The 18,066-nt window shown below is 70.3% G+C and carries 15 protein-coding genes and 1 pseudogene; 14 read left to right on the forward strand and 2 right to left on the reverse strand.

What is annotated here, in order from left to right:
* Window positions 1-20 precede the first annotated feature (20 nt).
* From rsmD to ftsY, 12 genes and pseudogenes are all read left to right on the forward strand, one after another.
* Complete coding sequence (gene rsmD / locus CDO52_RS08800) at window positions 21-602, forward strand: 16S rRNA (guanine(966)-N(2))-methyltransferase RsmD (protein ID WP_017617434.1); 582 nt, start codon at window positions 21-23, stop codon at window positions 600-602.
* Window positions 603-676: 74 nt separating this feature from the next.
* Window positions 677-1,213, forward strand: a complete 537-nt coding sequence (gene coaD, locus CDO52_RS08805; protein WP_017617435.1) for a pantetheine-phosphate adenylyltransferase — start codon at window positions 677-679, stop codon at window positions 1,211-1,213.
* A gap of 279 nt (window positions 1,214-1,492) precedes the next feature.
* Window positions 1,493-1,999 carry a YceD family protein gene (locus CDO52_RS08810; RefSeq protein ID WP_017617436.1) on the forward strand — a complete coding sequence of 169 codons (507 nt, stop codon included), beginning with the start codon at window positions 1,493-1,495 and terminating at the stop codon, window positions 1,997-1,999.
* A 136-nt stretch (window positions 2,000-2,135) separates the two neighbouring features.
* Window positions 2,136-2,312 carry a 50S ribosomal protein L32 gene (gene rpmF, locus CDO52_RS08815; RefSeq protein ID WP_017617437.1) on the forward strand — a complete coding sequence of 59 codons (177 nt, stop codon included), beginning with the start codon at window positions 2,136-2,138 and terminating at the stop codon, window positions 2,310-2,312.
* 266 nt (window positions 2,313-2,578) lie between these two features.
* Entirely contained in the window at window positions 2,579-3,310 is a 732-nt protein-coding gene (rnc, locus tag CDO52_RS08820) for a ribonuclease III (RefSeq protein WP_017617438.1), read from the forward strand.
* 7 nt (window positions 3,311-3,317) lie between these two features.
* A complete protein-coding gene (gene mutM / locus CDO52_RS08825; RefSeq protein ID WP_017617439.1) occupies window positions 3,318-4,202 on the forward strand; it encodes a bifunctional DNA-formamidopyrimidine glycosylase/DNA-(apurinic or apyrimidinic site) lyase in 885 nt (294 codons plus the stop codon).
* 53 nt (window positions 4,203-4,255) lie between these two features.
* Window positions 4,256-4,519, forward strand: a pseudogene (locus CDO52_RS08830) (acylphosphatase).
* Between the two features lie 316 nt (window positions 4,520-4,835).
* Window positions 4,836-5,027, forward strand: a complete 192-nt coding sequence (locus CDO52_RS08835) for a hypothetical protein (RefSeq protein WP_026125550.1) — start codon at window positions 4,836-4,838, stop codon at window positions 5,025-5,027.
* 377 nt (window positions 5,028-5,404) lie between these two features.
* On the forward strand, window positions 5,405-8,965 hold the full coding sequence (gene smc, locus CDO52_RS08840; RefSeq protein ID WP_017617442.1) for a chromosome segregation protein SMC: 3,561 nt from the start codon (window positions 5,405-5,407) through the stop codon (window positions 8,963-8,965).
* A 391-nt stretch (window positions 8,966-9,356) separates the two neighbouring features.
* Window positions 9,357-10,295, forward strand: coding sequence for an ABC transporter substrate-binding protein (locus CDO52_RS08845; RefSeq protein ID WP_017617443.1), 939 nt, complete (start codon window positions 9,357-9,359; stop codon window positions 10,293-10,295).
* Between the two features lie 5 nt (window positions 10,296-10,300).
* Complete coding sequence (locus CDO52_RS08850) at window positions 10,301-11,335, forward strand: FecCD family ABC transporter permease (protein WP_094932306.1); 1,035 nt, start codon at window positions 10,301-10,303, stop codon at window positions 11,333-11,335.
* 66 nt (window positions 11,336-11,401) lie between these two features.
* Window positions 11,402-12,580: a signal recognition particle-docking protein FtsY gene (gene ftsY / locus CDO52_RS08855; protein ID WP_017617444.1), complete on the forward strand. Its 1,179-nt coding sequence runs from the start codon at window positions 11,402-11,404 to the stop codon at window positions 12,578-12,580.
* Between the two features lie 127 nt (window positions 12,581-12,707).
* Here ftsY and CDO52_RS08860 read toward each other — a convergent pair whose 3' ends face one another.
* The gene (locus tag CDO52_RS08860) at window positions 12,708-13,505 is read right to left on the reverse strand and encodes an ABC transporter permease subunit (RefSeq protein ID WP_017617445.1); all 798 of its coding nucleotides are present in this window, start codon (window positions 13,503-13,505) and stop codon (window positions 12,708-12,710) included.
* A complete protein-coding gene (locus tag CDO52_RS08865; protein ID WP_017617446.1) occupies window positions 13,492-14,439 on the reverse strand; it encodes an ABC transporter ATP-binding protein in 948 nt (315 codons plus the stop codon). The genes CDO52_RS08860 and CDO52_RS08865 overlap by 14 nt, the downstream gene beginning before the upstream one ends.
* 486 nt (window positions 14,440-14,925) lie before the next feature.
* Between CDO52_RS08865 and CDO52_RS08870 the strand changes: the two genes are divergently transcribed.
* Entirely contained in the window at window positions 14,926-16,269 is a 1,344-nt protein-coding gene (locus CDO52_RS08870; RefSeq protein WP_017617447.1) for an ammonium transporter, read from the forward strand.
* Window positions 16,270-16,731: 462 nt separating this feature from the next.
* The gene (locus CDO52_RS08875) at window positions 16,732-17,901 is read left to right on the forward strand and encodes a LolA-like protein (RefSeq protein WP_152471522.1); all 1,170 of its coding nucleotides are present in this window, start codon (window positions 16,732-16,734) and stop codon (window positions 17,899-17,901) included.
* Window positions 17,902-18,066 lie beyond the last annotated feature (165 nt).

Raw genomic sequence — 18,066 nt, forward strand, 5'->3', positions numbered from 1 at the left:
CGCCGCGCTAACGTGGCGCTATGACCCGCATCATCGCCGGTACCGCGGGCGGGCGCACGCTCGCGGTCCCCGACGGCCGCACCACCCGGCCCACCAGCGACCGGGCGCGCGAGGCCCTGTTCGCCTCCGCGCTCAGCGACCTCGGCTCGCTCGACGGAATCCGGATGCTCGACCTGTACGCGGGGTCCGGCGCCATTGGGCTGGAGGCGCTGTCCCGCGGCGCGGGGCACGTCCTGCTGGTGGAGGCCGACCGCAGGGCGGTGGCGGCCATCCGGAAGAACATCGCCACCCTGGGGCTGTCGGGAGCGCGCGTCGCGGCGGAGAAGGTCCAGCGCGTGCTGGAGCGGGGCCCGGGCGGCGAGGGCTACGACCTGGTGGTGGCGGACCCGCCGTACGCGGTCTCCGACGCCGAGGTCGAGGCGATGCTGGTGCTGCTGCGCGACCACGGCTGGCTGGAGCCCGACGCGCTGGTCGTCGTCGAGCGGGCGACCCGCGGGGCGGGGCCCGAGTGGCCCGAGGGGTACGTTGGGGACAGGGTCCGCCGATATGGCGAGGCGTCCCTTTGGTACGGTCGCGCGGCGAACCTTCCCGAACCCACCTGACCGTCCGCGCGCCTGTGTCCCACGGGGACGCGGTCAGCAGGACCCCACCGGTCGCCAGAGAGGAGCGGTGCATCGTGCGCCGTGTCGTCTGTTCCGGGTCGTTCGACCCGGTCACCATCGGTCACATCGACATCATCGGTCGCGCCGCGCGGCAGTATGACGAGGTGGTCGCCGCGGTCCTGAACAACGTGAACAAGCGGGGGCTGTTCACCGTCCCGGAGAAGCTCGACATGCTGCGCGAGTGCACCCGGGACATCGAGAACGTGCGGGTCACCGAGTTCGACGGGCTGCTGGTGGACTTCTGCCGGCGCAACGGGATCGACATGATCATCCGCAGCCTGCGGTCGGTCAGCGACTTCGACTACGAGTTGCAGATCGCCCAGATGAACTACCGCCTCTCCGGCGTTGAGACGATGTTCATGACGGCCAACCCGCAGTACTCCTTCCTCAGCTCCAGCCTGGTCAAGGAGGTCGCGCAGTACGGCGGTGATGTCAGCAGCCTGGTCAGCCCCTACGTCGAGGAGCGGCTGCGGGAGAAGTTCGCCGGATCCGACACCGCGCGGGCGCGTGGAGACGCGTCGGGTCCCAACGGCCACGCGCCGGATGCCTGAGGGCGGGGGTGTGCCGCGGTCCGGGCGGGCCCGCTGATTTGGGGGTGGCCTGGGCTGATCGGTAGACTCCGCGGTTGACCATGGTCGCGGATTCGGTGGGGCGGGCGACTCCCGCCACCTGGCCGGATCCGGTCGGCGACCAAACGTGCTGCCGCCCGCGCGAGCGGGTGTGCGGATCCCGATACCGAAAGCGCGATCACTCTGTCTCGTTCAGATCTCCGTTCCCCCTTCGTGGTCGACACCCGGCCGCTGGGGCGCCAGCCAGGTTCGATGCGGACCATGGAGCGCGTCGTTCCCGCGCCCGGTTCGTACGCGACCGGGATGGCCGGTGTGCCCGAGGGCACCGATATCGAGCTCGACTTCCGGCTCGAAGCGGTCATGGAGGGCGTGCTCGTCACGGGCACGGCGCGGACGGTCACGGCCGGGGAGTGCTCCCGCTGCCTGGATCCGGTCTCCGACTCGCTCGAAGCCGGGTTCCAGGAGCTCTTCCACTACCCGGTGGAGGACGAGGCCAAGGGGAGCCGGGCTGCGGACGGGGTGGACACGGAGGACGACAAAGAGGACTACTATCTTGAGGGCGAAGTTCTCGACCTCGAACCGGTGGTCCGCGACGCGGTCGTTCTCGCCCTACCGCTTTCACCGCTCTGCCGGGACGACTGTCCCGGTCTGTGCGTCGAGTGCGGTGAGAAACTGGCCGAGGCAGGCGCCGACCACGACCACGGTGAACGTGTCGACCCCCGGTGGGAGGCGCTGCGGAAGCTGAGCGACGAGCTCGGCGACCAATGAGTTCTTCGGCTTCGCGGATGTGATCCGCCGCGCGCCCGGTGCGTGGTGGACGATTCGGCGGAGACGAGTGTTTCCCGCGCATGCGGGGATGTACCGAGATTTCCCGCGACCGCGCGGGTGACCCAGGAGGATTGAAGTGGCTGTCCCGAAGCGGAAGATGTCGCGGAGCAACACCCGCACCCGCCGTTCGCAGTGGAAGGCGTCGCGCCCGGTACTGGTCGACTGCCCGCGCTGCCGCGACCCGAAGCTCCCGCACGTCGCGTGCCCCTCGTGCGGCACCTACAACAACCGCCAGGTCGTCAACCCGGCCTAGGTGAGCGCTGAGGCGGGTCCGGACCACCGGGCCCGCCCTTTTGGCTACCTGAGGGTCGCCAACGGACGGAGACAAGAGAAGAAAGCGCCGACACGGGCTATCCCGAGGCCGTGGTGGCCGTCGCGGAGGCACGACCCCTTCCGCGACGCTCACCTCGTTCTCGAGCGTCCCGGATCGGCCCCAAGATGCGCGGCGCGCCCCATCCTCCGGCCCCAGCAGGTGCGGCGAGGGCACGCGCGGCGTCCGAGAAGGGGTGTGAAGGTCCAGTGGCCACGCAACTCAGTGCGGCTGAGGCGCGCGATTTCTACCGCGCGATCGGCATCGAGTTGGATCTCAAGGTGCTCACCCGCGCGTTGACGCACCGCTCCTACGCCTACGAGAAGGGCGGTCTGCCCACCAACGAGCGGCTGGAGTTCCTCGGGGACTCGGTGCTCGGGCTGATCGTCACCGACACGCTCTTCCGGGAACACCCGGACCTGCCCGAGGGCCAGCTGGCCAAGCTGCGCGCCGCCGTGGTCAACATGCGCGCCCTGGCCGATGTGGCGCGCGGCCTGGACATCGGCCGCTACATCCGGCTGGGCCGGGGCGAGGAGGGCACCGGAGGCCGGGACAAGTCCTCGATCCTCGCCGACACGCTGGAGGCCATCATCGGCGCGGTCTACCTCGACCGCGGTCTGGACGCCGCCTCCGACCTGGTGCACCGCCTGTTCGACCCGCTGATCGCCACGGCCTCCGGGCTGGGCGCGGGCCTGGACTGGAAGACCTCGCTGCAGGAGCTGACCGCCTCGGAGCTGCTGGGCGTTCCCGAGTACCACGTGGACGAGAGCGGCCCCGACCACCAGAAGACGTTCCGCGCGACCGTCCGGGTCGCGGGGGAGGACTACGGCCTGGGGCAGGGGCGCAGCAAGAAGGAGGCCGAGCAGCAGGCGGCCGAGTCGGCGTGGAAGGCGATCCGCGCCCGTTCCGAGCAGCAGAGCGAGAACGAGAAGGCGAACTGAGGCGTCGATGCCCGAGCTCCCCGAAGTCGAGTCGGTCCGGATGGGGCTGGACCGGTGGGTGGCCGGTCGCACGGTCGAGGCCGTGGACATGCTGCATCCCCGTTCGATCCGTCGGCACCTGAGCGGCTCGGGGGACTTCGCGGGGCGGTTGGCCGGGTGCAAGATCACCGCCACCGCGCGGCGCGGCAAGTACATGTGGCTGACGCTGGACTCCGGCGAGGCGCTTCTGGCCCACCTGGGGATGAGCGGCCAGCTGCTGGTGCAGCCGCCCGAGTGCGCCGATGAGAAGCACCTGCGGGTGCGGATGCGGTTCGATGACGGCGGCAGCGAGTTGCGCTTCGTCGACCAGCGGACGTTCGGCCACCTGATGGTGGAGCCGCTCGTGCCCGATGCCACGGGCGTCGAGGTGCCCGGCGCCATCCGGCACATCGCGCTGGATCCGCTGGACCCGGCCTTCGACGGCGACGTGTTCGCCGGTGTGCTGCGCCGTCGGCGCACCGAGATCAAGCGGGCGCTGCTCGACCAGTCGCTGATCAGCGGGATCGGCAACATCTACGCGGATGAGGCGCTGTGGCGGTCGCGGCTGCACTGGGCACGCGCCACGGGCGGGCTCCAGCGCCGGCGGGTGGCCGACCTGCTGGAGCACGTGCGCGGGGTGCTGGGTGAGGCGCTGGCCGAAGGGGGTACCTCCTTTGACGGGCTCTACGTCAACGTCAACGGGGAGAGCGGCTACTTCGAACGCGGGCTGAAGGCGTACGGCCGCGTGGGGCTGCCGTGCGAGCGCTGCCAGACGCCGATCCGGCGGGACGCGTTCATGAACCGGTCGTCGTTCAGCTGCCCGAAGTGCCAGCCCCGGCCGCGCGGCGCACGGGTGTCGCCCGCGTCCCGCTGACCGCGGCGGGGAAAGCCGGAGGCGAAGAAGAAGGGAACGACCGGTTGAGCGATATGCGGATGACCGCATGGGTGCGCGGCCGTGTGCAGGGGGTCGGCTTCCGCTGGTGGGTCCGCGCCCGCGCGCTGGAGCTGGGGCTCGTGGGGCGGCGACCAATCTCGCCGACGGCAGGGTGGAGGTCGTCGCGGAAGGGACGCACGAGGCGTGTGAGCAACTGCTCGCACACCTGCGTGGCGGTGAGACGCCTGGTCGCGTGGATTCGGTCGTTGAACGTTGGGGAAATCCGGGGTTCCTTCTCCGGATTTACCGAGCGGTGAGTATGCTGGAAGGACAACGCGATTCGTGGGCGCCGTGCGCCGCGTCGTGATCCGCCTTCCCACTGCTGCACGGGATGTGGGCGTGTCTCGACCGGGGGTACCCGATGCCGGATCGTGCGGTGCGACATGCCCGGTTACTGTTTGATTACTTACGGTTTCAGTCAATCTTGACCAGGGGCGCCCATAGTGAGACGCTGGAAGGCAGACCGCGCGCCTTTCCTTTCACGACGCGGACGGCGAGCAGCACCCGCCCGCGAGATCGTGGCTCAAATGTGCGTGCCAACAGTCTGGTCACTCAGTGTGGAGGACCCACATCATGGCGAAGGCTCTGTTCGGCCACGTTGGCGGTCCTGATCCTCGTATGGTTCAGGAGATGCGACGGCTGCAGAAGCGAGTACGTGACCTCGAAGACGAGATCGGACGACTTCAGGCCCACAACGATCAGCTCTCCGCAGCTGTCACCGACGTCACGGTAAGTGCGACCGACCGCGAGCCCGCACTCGCGTAACGCCCACCCCGCGCAAAATACGAACCCGCGTTGACGCAACGGCCGGTCAAGGGACGCCTAGCGCAACAGTTCCGGCGTCCCTAGGGTTCGCTAGGGGTTTTCGTTGCCCTCTGTTTCCCGGCCCTTGACCCTTCCTCTTTATCTAAGGGCATACCCCCGGGGCGATTTCCACAATCTTCGGTGAATCGGGCAATTGGTATGCCCAGGGGTCGGTTTCACCTTCCCTCGCGCATGTCCGTCGCTAACGGCTCCGTCACCCCTGCTGTGGCTATGACCATGGCCGACACCGCGACGATCGGGCCGCATCGGCGCGATGTTCATGGCACCCTTATGCATTAGCCAAGGAACGGTGCGCGTAGGGGAGGAGGCCGCCGGGCGTGTACCTGAAGAACCTCACGCTGCGGGGATTCAAGTCCTTCGCGTCGGCCACCACGCTGCGCTTCGAGCCCGGCATCACGTGTGTCGTCGGCCCCAACGGCTCGGGCAAGTCCAACGTCGTCGACGCGCTTGCCTGGGTCATGGGGGAGCAGGGTGCCAAGTCCCTGCGCGGCGGCAAGATGGAGGACGTCATCTTCGCGGGGACCTCCTCCCGCCCCGCGCTCGGCCGCGCCGAGGTCAGCCTCACCATCGACAACACCGATGGTGCGCTGCCCATCGAGTACTCCGAGGTCACCATCAGACGGACGCTGTTCCGCAACGGCGGCTCCGAGTACGCGATCAACGGCGACACCTGCCGTCTGCTCGACATCCAGGACCTGCTCAGCGACTCTGGCATCGGCCGCGAGATGCACGTCATCGTCGGCCAGGGCCAGCTCGACACCGTCCTGCACGCCGGCCCCGAGGAACGCCGCGCCCTCATCGAGGAGGCGGCGGGCATCCTCAAGCACCGCAAGCGCAAGGAGAAGGCGCTGCGCAAGCTCGAGGCGATGCAGGGCAACCTCGACCGCGTCACCGACCTCACCGCCGAGCTGCGCCGCCAGCTCAAGCCGCTGGGCCGCCAGGCCGAACTCGCGCGCCGCGCCGCCGTCATCCAGGCCGACCTGCGCGACGCCCGGCTCCGGCTGCTCGCCGACGACATCGTCACCCTCACCGAGGCGCTGCGCAAGGAGGAGGCCGACGAGTCGGCCGTGCGCACCCGCCGCGAGGCCACCGAGAAGTCGCTCGCCGACGCCCAGGCCCGCGAGGCCGAGCTGGACGCGGCCGCCGCCGAGGCCGCGCCGCTGCTCGCCCAGGCCCAGGACACCTTCCACGGGCTGTCCCGGCTCAAGGAGCGGCTGAACGCGGTCGCCGGCCTGGCCACCGAACGCCACCGCAATCTCGCCGCCGAACCCGAGGAGGAGCGGCACGGCCGCGACCCCGAGGAGATGGAGGCCGAGGCCGAGGAGGTGCGCGCGCAGGAGGAGGAACTCCAGTACCGCCTCGATGACGCCCGGGAGCGGCTGGAGGCCGCTGTCAGCGAGCGCACCGCCGCCGAGGAGGCCCTGAAGGCCGAGGAACAGCGCATCGCCCATCTCGCCCGCGCCGCGGCCGACCGGCGCGAGGGCATGGCCAAGCTGCGCGGCCGCGTCGACGCGCTGCGCAGCCGCCTGGCCGCCAGCGAGGCCGAGCTGGAGCGGTTGGACGACGCCGCCACCGAGGCCCGCGAGCGCGCGGAAATCGCCCAGGCCGAGTACGAACAGGCCGCCGAGGACTCCGCCGGGCTCGACGAGGGCGACGCCGAACTCGACGCCGCCCACGAGCACGCGCAGAACGAACTCGCCGCCACCGAGGCGCGGGTGAACGAGCTGCGCGACGCCGAGAACACGGCCGAGCGCGAGCGCGCGGCGCTCGCCGCTCGCAAGGAGGCCCTGGAGATGGGCCTCAACCGCAAGGACGGCGCCGCCGCGCTCCTGGGCGCGGCGGAGCGGCTCCCCGGCCTGCTCGGCTCGTTCGCCGCCCTGGTGGAGGTGGAGCCCGGCCACGAGACCGCCGTCGCCGCCGCGCTGGGAGTGGCGTCCGACGCCGTGGCGGTCGCGGACCCAGCTGCCGCCGAGGCCGCGCTGGAGCTGTTGAAGAGCGACGACGCCGGGCGGGCCGGCATCGTCATCGCCTCGTCGCAGGCGTCCGGAGGCGGGACGGCACCGCCGCGCGCGCAGTGGCCGCGGCTGGGCGACGGACTGCGGTATGCCGTCGACGTCCTCAGCCCGCCGCCGTCCCTGGAGGCGGCCGTCACCGAGCTGCTCGACCGCGTCGTCCTCGTCGCCGACGCCGCCCAGGCCCGCGAGGTCGTGGCGGCCCATCCCGGGGTGCGCGCCGTCAGCCCCGAGGGGGACGTGTTCACCCCCGCCCTCGTGCACGGCGGGTCCTCGACCGCGCCGAGCCTGCTGGAGGTCCAGGCCGCGGTCGACGAAGCCACCGAGCAGCTGGAGGAGGCGGTGACCGCGGCCAAGCGGGCCGCCGCCGACCTGGACGAGGCCAAGCGGGAGCGGGCACAGGCGGCGAGCGCCGTAGAGGAGATCGCCGTCCGCCGCCGGTCCGCCGCCAAGCGCCGCAACGAGGTCGCCCAGCAGGTCGGCAAGCTCGGTGGACAGGCCCGCTCGGCCGCCGCCGAGGTGGAGCGCTACACCGCCGCCGCGGCCAAGGCCGCCGCCGGACGCCAGAGCGACCTCGACCGCCTCGCCGAGCTGGAGGAGCGGCTCGCCGAGGCCGAGGCCGAACCCGTCGACGACGGCGAACCCGACACCGATCGGCGCGACGCCCTCGCCGAGAGCGCCGCCGCCGCGCGCGCGTCCGAGATGGAAGGGCGCCTGGCGGTCCGCACGGCCGAAGAACGGGTCCGATCGATCGCCGGGCGCGCCGACAGCCTGCTGCGCGCGGCCGCCGCCGAACGCCAGAGCCGCGAGCGCGCCGCCCTGCGCCGCGAGCGCCGCCGTCGCCAGTCGCTCGTGGCCGAAGCGGTGGCCAAGGGCGCGGCCGAGGCCCTGCGCCGCATCGAGTCCTCCCTGGCCGGGGCCGACGCCGAGCGCGCGGCGGCCGAGGAGGAGCGGGCCGCCCGCGACGGCGAACTCAAGACCGTCCGCGCACGGGTCCGCGAACTGTCGGTGGAGCTGGAGAAGCTGGTCAACGTCGTCCACGGCAGCGAGGTCGCGCGCGCCGAGCGCAAACTGCGCCTGGAGCAGCTGGAGACCAAGGCCGTGGAGGAGATGGGCGTCGACGTCCCCAACCTCATCTCCGAATACGGCCCCCGTGTTCCCGTCCCGCCCCCGGCCGACGCGCCCGAGGGTGAGGCCGTGGCCGTCCCGTATGTCCGCGAGGTCCAGGAGAAGCGCGCCCGCACCGCCGAGCGGCAGCTCAACCAGCTCGGCAAGATCAACCCCCTCGCCTTGGAGGAGTTCGCGGCCCTGGAAGAGCGCCACGCCTTCCTCACCGCGCAGCTCGAGGACATCAAGAAGACCCGCCGCGAACTGCTCGGTATCGTCGAGGAGGTCGACGGCCGCGTCCGCGAGGTCTTCACCGCCGCCTACGCCGACGTGGAGCGCGAGTTCGCCGCGATCTTCGGCCGCCTCTTCCCCGGCGGCGAGGGCCGACTCGTCCTCACCGACCCCGACAACATGCTCACCACGGGCATCGAGGTGGAGGCCCGCCCACCGGGCAAGAAGGTCAAGCGCCTCTCCCTCCTGTCGGGCGGCGAGCGCTCCCTGACGGCGGTCGCCTTCCTGGCCTCGATCTTCAAGGCCCGCCCCTCGCCCTTCTACGTGATGGACGAGGTCGAGGCCGCCCTGGACGACACCAACCTCCAGCGACTCCTGGTGATCTTCGACGAGCTGCGCTCCTCGTCCCAGCTGATCGTGATCACCCACCAGAAGCGCACCATGGAGGCGGCCGACGCGCTGTACGGCGTGACCATGCAGGGGGACGGCATCTCCCAGGTCATCAGCCAACGCCTGGAGCGCCGCTGACCCATCGCCCACCCTCCCGTTGATCTCGGGAAGGTGCGCCAAAAAACCGCCGGAATTTGGCGCACCTTCCCGAGATCAACGGGGAAGGGGGACGGGCATTCGGTGGGGCGTGGAGTGAAACGGATAAAGTGGACATGTTGTGCTGCCGGACCCCACCGGCGGTCCAACGGCACTGGGTGAGCGAAGTCCGGTCCGGGTCACCGCGAGGTCCCCGGGAACCCGGCGCTGTCCCGCAACCGTGATGCCCGACGCCTGCGCCGCAGGGGCCGGGACGAGCCGGGCCGCCTCGCTCAGCTGTCGACGACACCTGTCCTCGTGGGAAGGACGGTCCGTCCTGACACCGGCGGGCTGCGCGCTTTCCCCCTGTCCTGCGTTCCCCCGAAGGAGTCCCGTGCGCATCGCACGCCGCATGTCGGCCCTACTGCTGCCGGCCGCGCTCGTTCTGACCGCCGCCTGCGGTGGCCCCGACACCACCGACGACTCCGCGTCCAGCACGTCCGCCGGAAACTTCCCGGTCACCGTCAAGGACGCGCGCGGCGAGGTCACCATCGACGAGGCGCCGGAGCGCATCGTCTCCCTGTCGCCCAGCACGACCGAGATGCTCTTCGCGATCGACGCCGGAGACCAGGTCGTGGCCGCCGACGACTACTCGAACTACCCCGAAGAGGCGCCCACCACCGACCTCTCCGGCTTCACCCCCAACGTCGAGGCGATCACCGAGGAAGACCCCGACCTGGTGATCCTCGCCCGCAGCGCCGAGGACGCGGCCGAACAGCTGGAGAAGGTGGGGGTCCCGGTCCTCGTCCTGGACGCGGCCGCGAGCCTGGACGACACCTACGACCAGATCCGCCTGCTCGGCAAGGTCACCGGCGACGAGAAGAAGGCCGACGCCGAGGCCGACCGCGTCGAGTCCGAGATCGACACGATCGTCACCGACACCAAGAAGAAGATCGGCGACACCGACCTCACCTACTACCACGAGGTCGACGACACCATGTACTCGGCGACCTCGGACACCTTCATCGGGCAGATCTACGGCGAGTTCGGGCTGGAGAACATCGCCGACAAGGCCGACGACGCCGCGAGCGGCTACCCGCAGCTCTCCCCGGAGTTCATCGTCGAGGAGAACCCCGACCTGATCTTCCTCGCCTACGCGGGCAAGGACGCCGTCGCCGACGTCGAGGATCGGCCCGCCTTCGACAAGGTCAGTGCCGTCAAGGACGGCAACATCGTGCAGCTGGACGAGGACATCTCCTCGCGCTGGGGGCCGCGCGTCGTCGACCTCGCGCAGGACGTCTCCGACGCCGTCCTGGCCGCTGAGGAGAACTAACCCCAGTGTTCGGACGCACTCGGCCGTCGTGGGCGTGGCTCCTCGGCGGCCTGGCGGTCCTCCTCGCGGCGGTGATCACCGGCGTCGCCTCAGGGGCCGCCTCCATCACCCCCGGGGACATCGCGCAGACCCTGCTCGCCAAGGTCGGGGCGGGGACGGAGTCCCCGCTCAACGACCGCCAGATCGCGGTCCTGGTGCAGCTGCGCCTGCCGCGCGTCGTCCTCGGCGCGATGGTCGGCGGCCTGCTGGCCACCGCGGGCGCCGCCTACCAGGGCGTGTTCCGCAACCCGCTGGCCGACCCCTACCTACTGGGGGCGGCCGGCGGGGCCGGGCTCGGCGCGACGATCATCATCGCGTTCGGCGGCGACATCTTCGACTCACCGCGCGGACTGGTCCCGGTCGCGGCCTTCCTCGGGGCGCTCCTCGGGGTCGCCGCCGCCTACGCGCTCGGTCACACCACCGGGCGCGGCGGCACCGCCTCGCTCGTCCTCGCCGGTGTCGCCGTCTCCTCGTTCCTGGCCGCGATGCAGACCCTGCTCCAGCAGATGCGCATCGAGGAGCTGGAACGCATCTACGCCTGGGTCCTCGGCGGACTGGGCCGGGGCGGCTGGGACGACATCACCATGGTCGCGCCGTATGCCGCCGTGAGCGTGATCGTCCTGCTCGGCTGCGGCTACCTGCTCGACCTGCTCGCGCTCGGCGACGAGAAGGCGCTGAGCCTCGGGCTCAACGCGACGGTGGTACGGCTGATCGTGATCTCCACCGCCTCCCTGGCCACGGCCGCCGCGGTGGCGGTGAGCGGGCTGATCGGCTTCGTCGGCATCGTCGTGCCGCACATCGTGCGACGGCTCGTCGGCACCGGCTACCGGATGATCCTGCCGATGTCACTGCTCCTCGGCGGCGCGTTCCTCGTCCTGATGGACATCGTGGCACGCACCGTCCTCGCCCCGGCCGAACTCCCGCTGGGCGTGGTGACCGCCTTCCTCGGCGCCCCGTTCTTCGTCCTCGTGCTGCGGGGGACGCGCGACCGCGCGATGTGATGTCCGCCCACGTCACCCCCTCGGTGACCTGATCGTGCCCCTGCTTCTGCGAAACTGGACGACGTTATGGACTACACGATCTTCGCCGTTGCCATCTTCCTCATCGCCGTCCTGGTGTTCGGCGGCGTCTTTCTGATCCGGCCCCGGCGCCCCGGGGTCACCGACGAGAAGCCGACCGCCGAGGTGAAGGACGAGGCCGCCGCCACCGGCACGGCTGTCGCCGAACCGGAGGAGCGGGAAGCGGCCGGGGGCGTGGAGACCGCCGAGCCCGAGGCGCCGCCCGCCGCGGCTCCGGCCGCTCCGGAGCTGGAGACCCCGCCGCCGTCGGCCGGCCGGCTGGTGCGGCTGCGCGCCCGGCTCGCCCGGTCGCAGAGCGTCTTCGGGCAGGGGCTGCTCTCGCTGCTCGCCGCCGACAAGCTCGACGACGACGCCTGGGACGAGATCGAGGACACCCTCATCACCGCCGACGTCGGCGTGACCTCGGCCGCCCAGATCGTGGACAACCTGCGCACCAAGGTCAAGGTGCACGGCGGGCGCACCCCCGAGGAGGTGCGCGACATGCTGCGCGCGGAGCTGATCGCGCACATCGACCCCGACATGGACCGCGGCGTGCGCACCGAGCCGCACGGTGACCGCCCCGCCGTGGTCATGATCGTCGGCGTGAACGGCACCGGGAAGACCACCACCACCGGCAAGCTCGCCCGCGTGCTCGTCGGGGACGGCCGCAGCGTCGTGCTGGGTGCCGCCGACACCTTCCGCGCCGCCGCCGCCGACCAGCTGGAGACCTGGGGCGGCCGCGTCGGCGCGCCGGTGATCCGCAAGGACGAGGGCGCCGACCCGGCGAGCGTCGCCTTCGACGCGGTGGCGCGCGGCGTCGACGACCATGTCGACACGGTCATCGTCGACACCGCGGGGCGCCTGCACACCAAGACGGGGCTGATGGACGAGCTCGGCAAGGTCAAGCGCGTCGTGGAGAAGAAGTCCCAGGTCGACGAGGTGCTGCTGGTCCTCGACGCCACCACGGGGCAGAACGGGATGCGCCAGGCGCGCGTGTTCGCCGAGGCCGTCAACATCACCGGCATCGTGCTGACCAAGCTGGACGGTACCGCCAAGGGCGGCATCATCATCCAGGTGCAGCGGGAGCTGGGCGTCCCGGTCAAGCTCGTGGGCCTCGGCGAGGGCCCCGACGACCTCGCGCCGTTCGACCCCGAGACGTTCGTCGACGCGATCCTCAGCACGGATTGAACGACTGACGTCTCACCACCGCAGTCACAGCCCCTCCGTTGATCTCGGAGATATTGGGGTCTAAATCGCTCGTGAGACCCCAATATCTCCGAGATCAACGGAGGGGCGAGGCGGAGAGGGCGAGGGCTCACACCGCGATGTCGCGGCGCGCGAACACCCCCAGGCCGAGTGCGACCAGGACGACCGGGATCGCGACGAGCACGCTCGTGTAGGCGGGATCGAATCCGTTGACCAGCGGGTCCGGGTCGAAGCCGTAGTAGAACGGCGACAGGAAGCGCAGCCACTCGAGCTCCTCCACCTGCAGGGCGAAGGTGTTGCCGAGGTAGCCGATCACCGCCAGCAGAGCGGCCCCGCCCAGGGCGAAGGACCGGCGGCCGGTGGCCGCGCCGATCGCCAGCGCGACCGCCCCGTAGGCGAGCGCGATCAGCACCACGATCGCCGAGGCCGCGAACAGGTGGTAGGGGCTGATGCCGAGGTCCAGGCCGGGGTTGAGCAGGAGCAGGGTCACCAGCGAGGCGAGCCCGATCACCGCGATGACCACCACCAGGGCGGCGAACCGCTGGACGAGCAGCCGCACCCGGCTGACCGGGTGGGCCAGGACCAGCTCCAGGCCGCCCTCCTCCTCGTCACCGGCGATGGCGCGGGTGCCGAAGGTGACGGCCGCGATCACCATGAGGATGGGGACGAGCAGGCCGTAGACCGTCCCGTTGAGGTAGCCCTCAGGGGTGGTCATGTCGGCCCAGCCCATGGCCTCGGCGACCTCGGGCATCGACTGGGCGTAGGCGTCCATCAGATCGGCCGAGTCCTTCATCGTCGGCCAGAAGGCGCTGTACATGGCGGTGACAGCGGCCACGGCGATCGCCCAGCCGATGGTCGCGCGCCGTGTGTCCTGGAGGAACTTGCCGAAGACGCTACGCAGCAGCATCGCGCTCCGCCCCCTCGCTGTCCGTGCCGCTGTTGTTGTAGTGCGTGAAGAACAGCCGCTCCAGGTCGGGCTCCTCGCTGTTCAACATGAGCACGGTGTGCCGAGCGGCGAGCTTGACCAGCGCGTCCGGGCTGCCGTGCATCGTGCAGGTGAGGGTGGTGCCGTGGACCACGAGGTCGTGCACGTTCCCCTCGGCTCGGAAGCGCTCCACCTCCTCGGCGGGGAGCTCGGCGCCGAAGCGGACGGTGAACTCGCGCGCCACCCGGTTGCGCAGCGCGTCCATGTCCTCGGTGGCCACGATGCGCCCGTCGCGGATGATCGCGGCGCGGTCGGAGACCTCCTGGACCTCGCTGAGCACGTGGGAGGACATGAACACGGTGCGGCCCTCGGCGCGGGTCTCGCGGACCATCGCCAGGAACTCCTGTTGCAGCAGCGGGTCGAGGCCGCTGGTGGGCTCGTCCAGGATGAGCAGCTGGGGGTCGTGCATGAACGCCTGCACCAGGCCGACCTTCTGCTTGTTCCCCTTGGACAGACCGCGGACGGGCTTGTCCAGGTCGAGCTTGAAGCGGTCGGCCAGCGCCGCGATGCGGGTGGGGTGGACGCCCCCGCGCAGGTTGCCGTAGTAGGTCAGGAGTTCGCGCGCGGGGCGCCGGCTGCCCATGGTCAGTTCTCCGGGCAGGTAGCCGATGTCGGCGCGGAGCCGGGACCCGGCGGTGCGCGGGTCGTGCCCGAGCAGGTTCACCTCGCCGCCGTCGCGCCGGATCAGGTCCAGCAGGATGCGGATCGTGGTGGTCTTACCCGCCCCGTTCGGACCGAGGAAGCCGAAGATCTCGCCCTGGCGGACGTCCAGGTCCACCCCGGACAGGGCCTGGGTGCGGCCGTAGCTCTTGGTGAGCCCCCGGGCCGAGATGATGGTCACGCGGTGTGAGGGCATGTCGGTTCATCTCGTTTCTTCCGCTCGCTCATTCCTCCGTACCCGTTTTCTGTCGGGGGCGCGCCTCAGGGGGTGGTGCGGCCGCGGCCGCACCGCTGACCGTGGCGGTCGATCAGCGGGATTCGTAAGGTTCAGTAGTTTTCGAACTAACGAAAATCGTTCCCGGCGTCGCCCGGTACACGGGACGCTTTAGCGAGTTCTTAACGGGCGGAAATGCGCTGTTGACGCCTCCCTGACGCCGCGCTGACCACGCGCCTGAGCTTGTAGATCTCTCCCATGCGTCGCCGTTTGACCTGTCGATTCACCCAGACGTAACACGCGGGGTGATCTCTTCATATTCGTGCAACATCACCTGTCGCATCGAGAAACACGCAGCTAGGAGCCTGGTCCGCGCAGAAGATCCCCGCCGAGCCCGACGATGTGCTCGCCGTCCATCTCTTCGGATCGCCAACGACACATCCCCCCACCCCGAATCACGGAGGCGACATGATCGACAGCGGCAACACCGCGTGGCTGCTCATCAGTGCCGCGCTGGTGATGTTGATGACACCAGGGCTGGCCTTCTTCTACGGAGGCATGTCCCGGGCCAAGAGCGTCCTGAACATGATGCTGATGAGCTTCGCGAGCATCGCGATCGTCAGCGTCCTGTGGGTGGTCGTCGGACACTCGCTGACCTACGGCGGCGGTGCCGGACCCCTCACCCCCTTCATCGGCGGCTTCGAGTACGCCGGGCTCAACAGCCTGGTCGGTGAGGTCGCGGACGACGGCTACCCCGAGCTCGTCGACGTCGGTTTCCAGATGATGTTCGCCATCATCACCGTGGCGCTGATCAGCGGCGCGATCGCGGACCGCGCCAAGTTCGGCGCCTGGCTGGTGTTCGTCCCCGTATGGGCGCTGCTCGTCTACTTCCCCGTTGCCCACTGGGTGTGGGGCGGCGGCTGGTTCGACTCCCTGAGCATCGGCGGCGCCAGCGTCGTCGACTTCGCCGGTGGTACCGCGGTGCACATCAACGCGGGTGCCGCCGCGCTCGCCCTCACCTTCGTCCTGGGCCGCCGCAAGGGCTTCGGGTCGCAGGAGATGCGCCCGCACAACCTGCCCTTCGTTCTGCTCGGCACCGCTCTGCTCTGGTTCGGCTGGTTCGGGTTCAACGCGGGCTCCGCCTACGCCGCCGATGCGGTCGCCGCTCTCGCGCTGGTCAACACCCAGGTCGCCACCGCCGCGGCCGTGGGCGCGTGGATGCTGGTGGAGCTGCTGCGCTACGGCAAGACCAGTGCCCTGGGCTTCGCGTCGGGCGCGATCGCCGGCCTGGTGGCCATCACTCCGGCCGCCGCCAACCTCACCCCGCTCGGTTCGATCGTCCTCGGCCTCGTCGCCGGTGGCGTCTGCGCCTACGCGATCAGCTGGAAGTACCGCTTCAAGTACGACGACGCCCTCGACGTGGTCGGCATCCACATGGTGGGCGGTGTCATCGGCTCGCTCCTGATCGGGCTGCTGGCCTCCTCGCTGACCGGCGAGGGCGCCCCCAACGGTGTCTTCGGTCCGCTGTTCGCCGGTGAGGGCTTCATCGACACCGCCGGCCTCTCCCTGCTGGCCGTCCAGCTCATCGCGGTCGTCGCGGTGCTGATCTACTCCTTCGTGGTGACGTTCGTCATCGGCAAGGTGATCGACCTGGCCATGGGCTTCCGGATCGCGGAGCACATCGAGACCAACGGCCTCGACCACGAGCTGCACGCGGAGAGCGCCTACGCCTTCGACGAGCTGGACGAGCTTGAGAGCGGGAACGAGCTCTCCTCGCCGACGCCTCCGGGCGAGGAGGTGACCTTGCGGTAGGTCCGGGCAGGGCGCTCAACGTAGAGCGCGCCCCCGCGCCACAAGCGCCGCAAGGTAGAAGGAGCCGGACCGGTGAGGGACACCCTCGCCGGTCCTGGTGCGTTTCGGGGCACCTGCTCAGCCCACTCGGACGCGCGTCCGGATATGACCGGCTACGATCGGACCCGAACCCCACCCATTCGTGATCTTCTGTGCCGGGAGTGGCTGAGGGGTTCGATACGCTTGTCAAGCGACGGGGGCACTGCGCCGATCGTGCCAGGGGTGATCTCCCGGCGCCCAGGACGCCTGAGGACGCCCCCCGTACTACCCGGAACCGCGAGCCGTGTTTCGCGCGTCCGAAGACCCGAAGGCAGCAGAGCCCGAACGATCCCGTGTACCCCGTATTCCGTGGGGGCTGGAGGCAAGATGGCGCCGGTCAATCTCAACAGACGCCGATCGAGCGGACCACTCAGGTTCGCGGCCGTGCTGGCCGCGTTCGCACTCGGTGCGTCGGGGTGCTCGATCGACCTGAGCGGGTTGCGGCCCGGGGGCGGGGAGTCGCCGTCGCCGTCGCCGACCCCGGTTGACGCCAAGCCGGTGCTGGACGCCGCGGTCAAGGCGCTCGGCGAGCTGCCGGCGGTGGCCGTGCAGGGCCAGATCGCCCCCTCCGGCGGGGAAGGGGAGGAGAGCGGCGTCAACGAGGTCGCGCTCACCGTCACCGACTCCGGTGCCGTCTCCGGGACGCTCCAGGAGAACGAGAACGAGGCCAAGGTGATGGAGGCCGACGACAAGCTCTTCATCAACGCCCCGACCGAGTACTGGCTCGACCAGGATGTCGCCAACCCCGACTCCGACAAGTACGCGGGCAGCTGGGTGCGGGTGTCGGGCGGCCAGCTCGGCATGGACCCGTCGGAGGTTCTCGCCCCGGAGAAGCTGGCCGCGATCCTCGGCAAGCTCGCCCCGGCGAAGGACACCGCCACCCTGGAGAACCTCGACGGTACGTCCGCCTACCGCGTGGACCTCGACGGCGGTGAGAAGAACCGCGTGTGGATCAGCGAGAAGGAGCCCTACCGGCTGCTCCGGATGGAGATCGAGGAGCTCAACCCGGAGGACGGCGAGGGCGGTCCGCGGACGCGGCTGAACTTCACCGAGCCGGAGAGCGCGGATGTCGACAAGGTCTTCGGGGACCTGATCGGCGCGACCGAGGACGACCTCTCCGGTTCGCGCGACGCCCGTGTCCCGGTCGCGTGGAAGAGCCAGCTCGAGCTCGACTGCCAGACCGGCGGGAAGTGCACGGTCAGCGGCACCGTGAAGGACGACTCCACGGGTGGGGAGAAGGCCGAGGGCACCGTCCTCGTCCGGCTCGACGCCACACTCCAAAACGAGGAGCTGGGCGAGAAGAAGTGCGATGACACCGCCTCGCTGAAGGCCGGGGGGACCGTCGACGTCTCCTGCAGCGTCGACTACAAGCTCGGCGCCAGCTCCAGCCCGAAATCCTATGAGGTCACGGGCAAGGGCCTGCTGTCTACCCGCGGTCTGAGCGGCAAGGACAAGGACAAGCTGCTGAAGTCCCTCAAGGAGCAGCGCAAGACCGCCAAGGAGGGCGGCGAGGGCGAGAAGTCGGACTCCTCCGAGGAGCCCTCCGGTAACTGATCGCGTTGGCGTGGCGGGGCGGCCCCCGGGCGATGGCACAGGTGCGTCGCCTCCGGCGGTCGCCCCGTCGCCGTGTACGCTGCGGTGGCCGGAGCCGCCGCCGGCCGGGCGCACCGGGGTGACCCAGCAGGTAGCCTTGGAAGCCAATCCCGAGACGAAGGACTG

Origin of the sequence: Nocardiopsis gilva YIM 90087, assembly GCF_002263495.1 — a bacterium.
GTDB lineage: Bacteria > Actinomycetota > Actinomycetes > Streptosporangiales > Streptosporangiaceae > Nocardiopsis_C > Nocardiopsis_C gilva.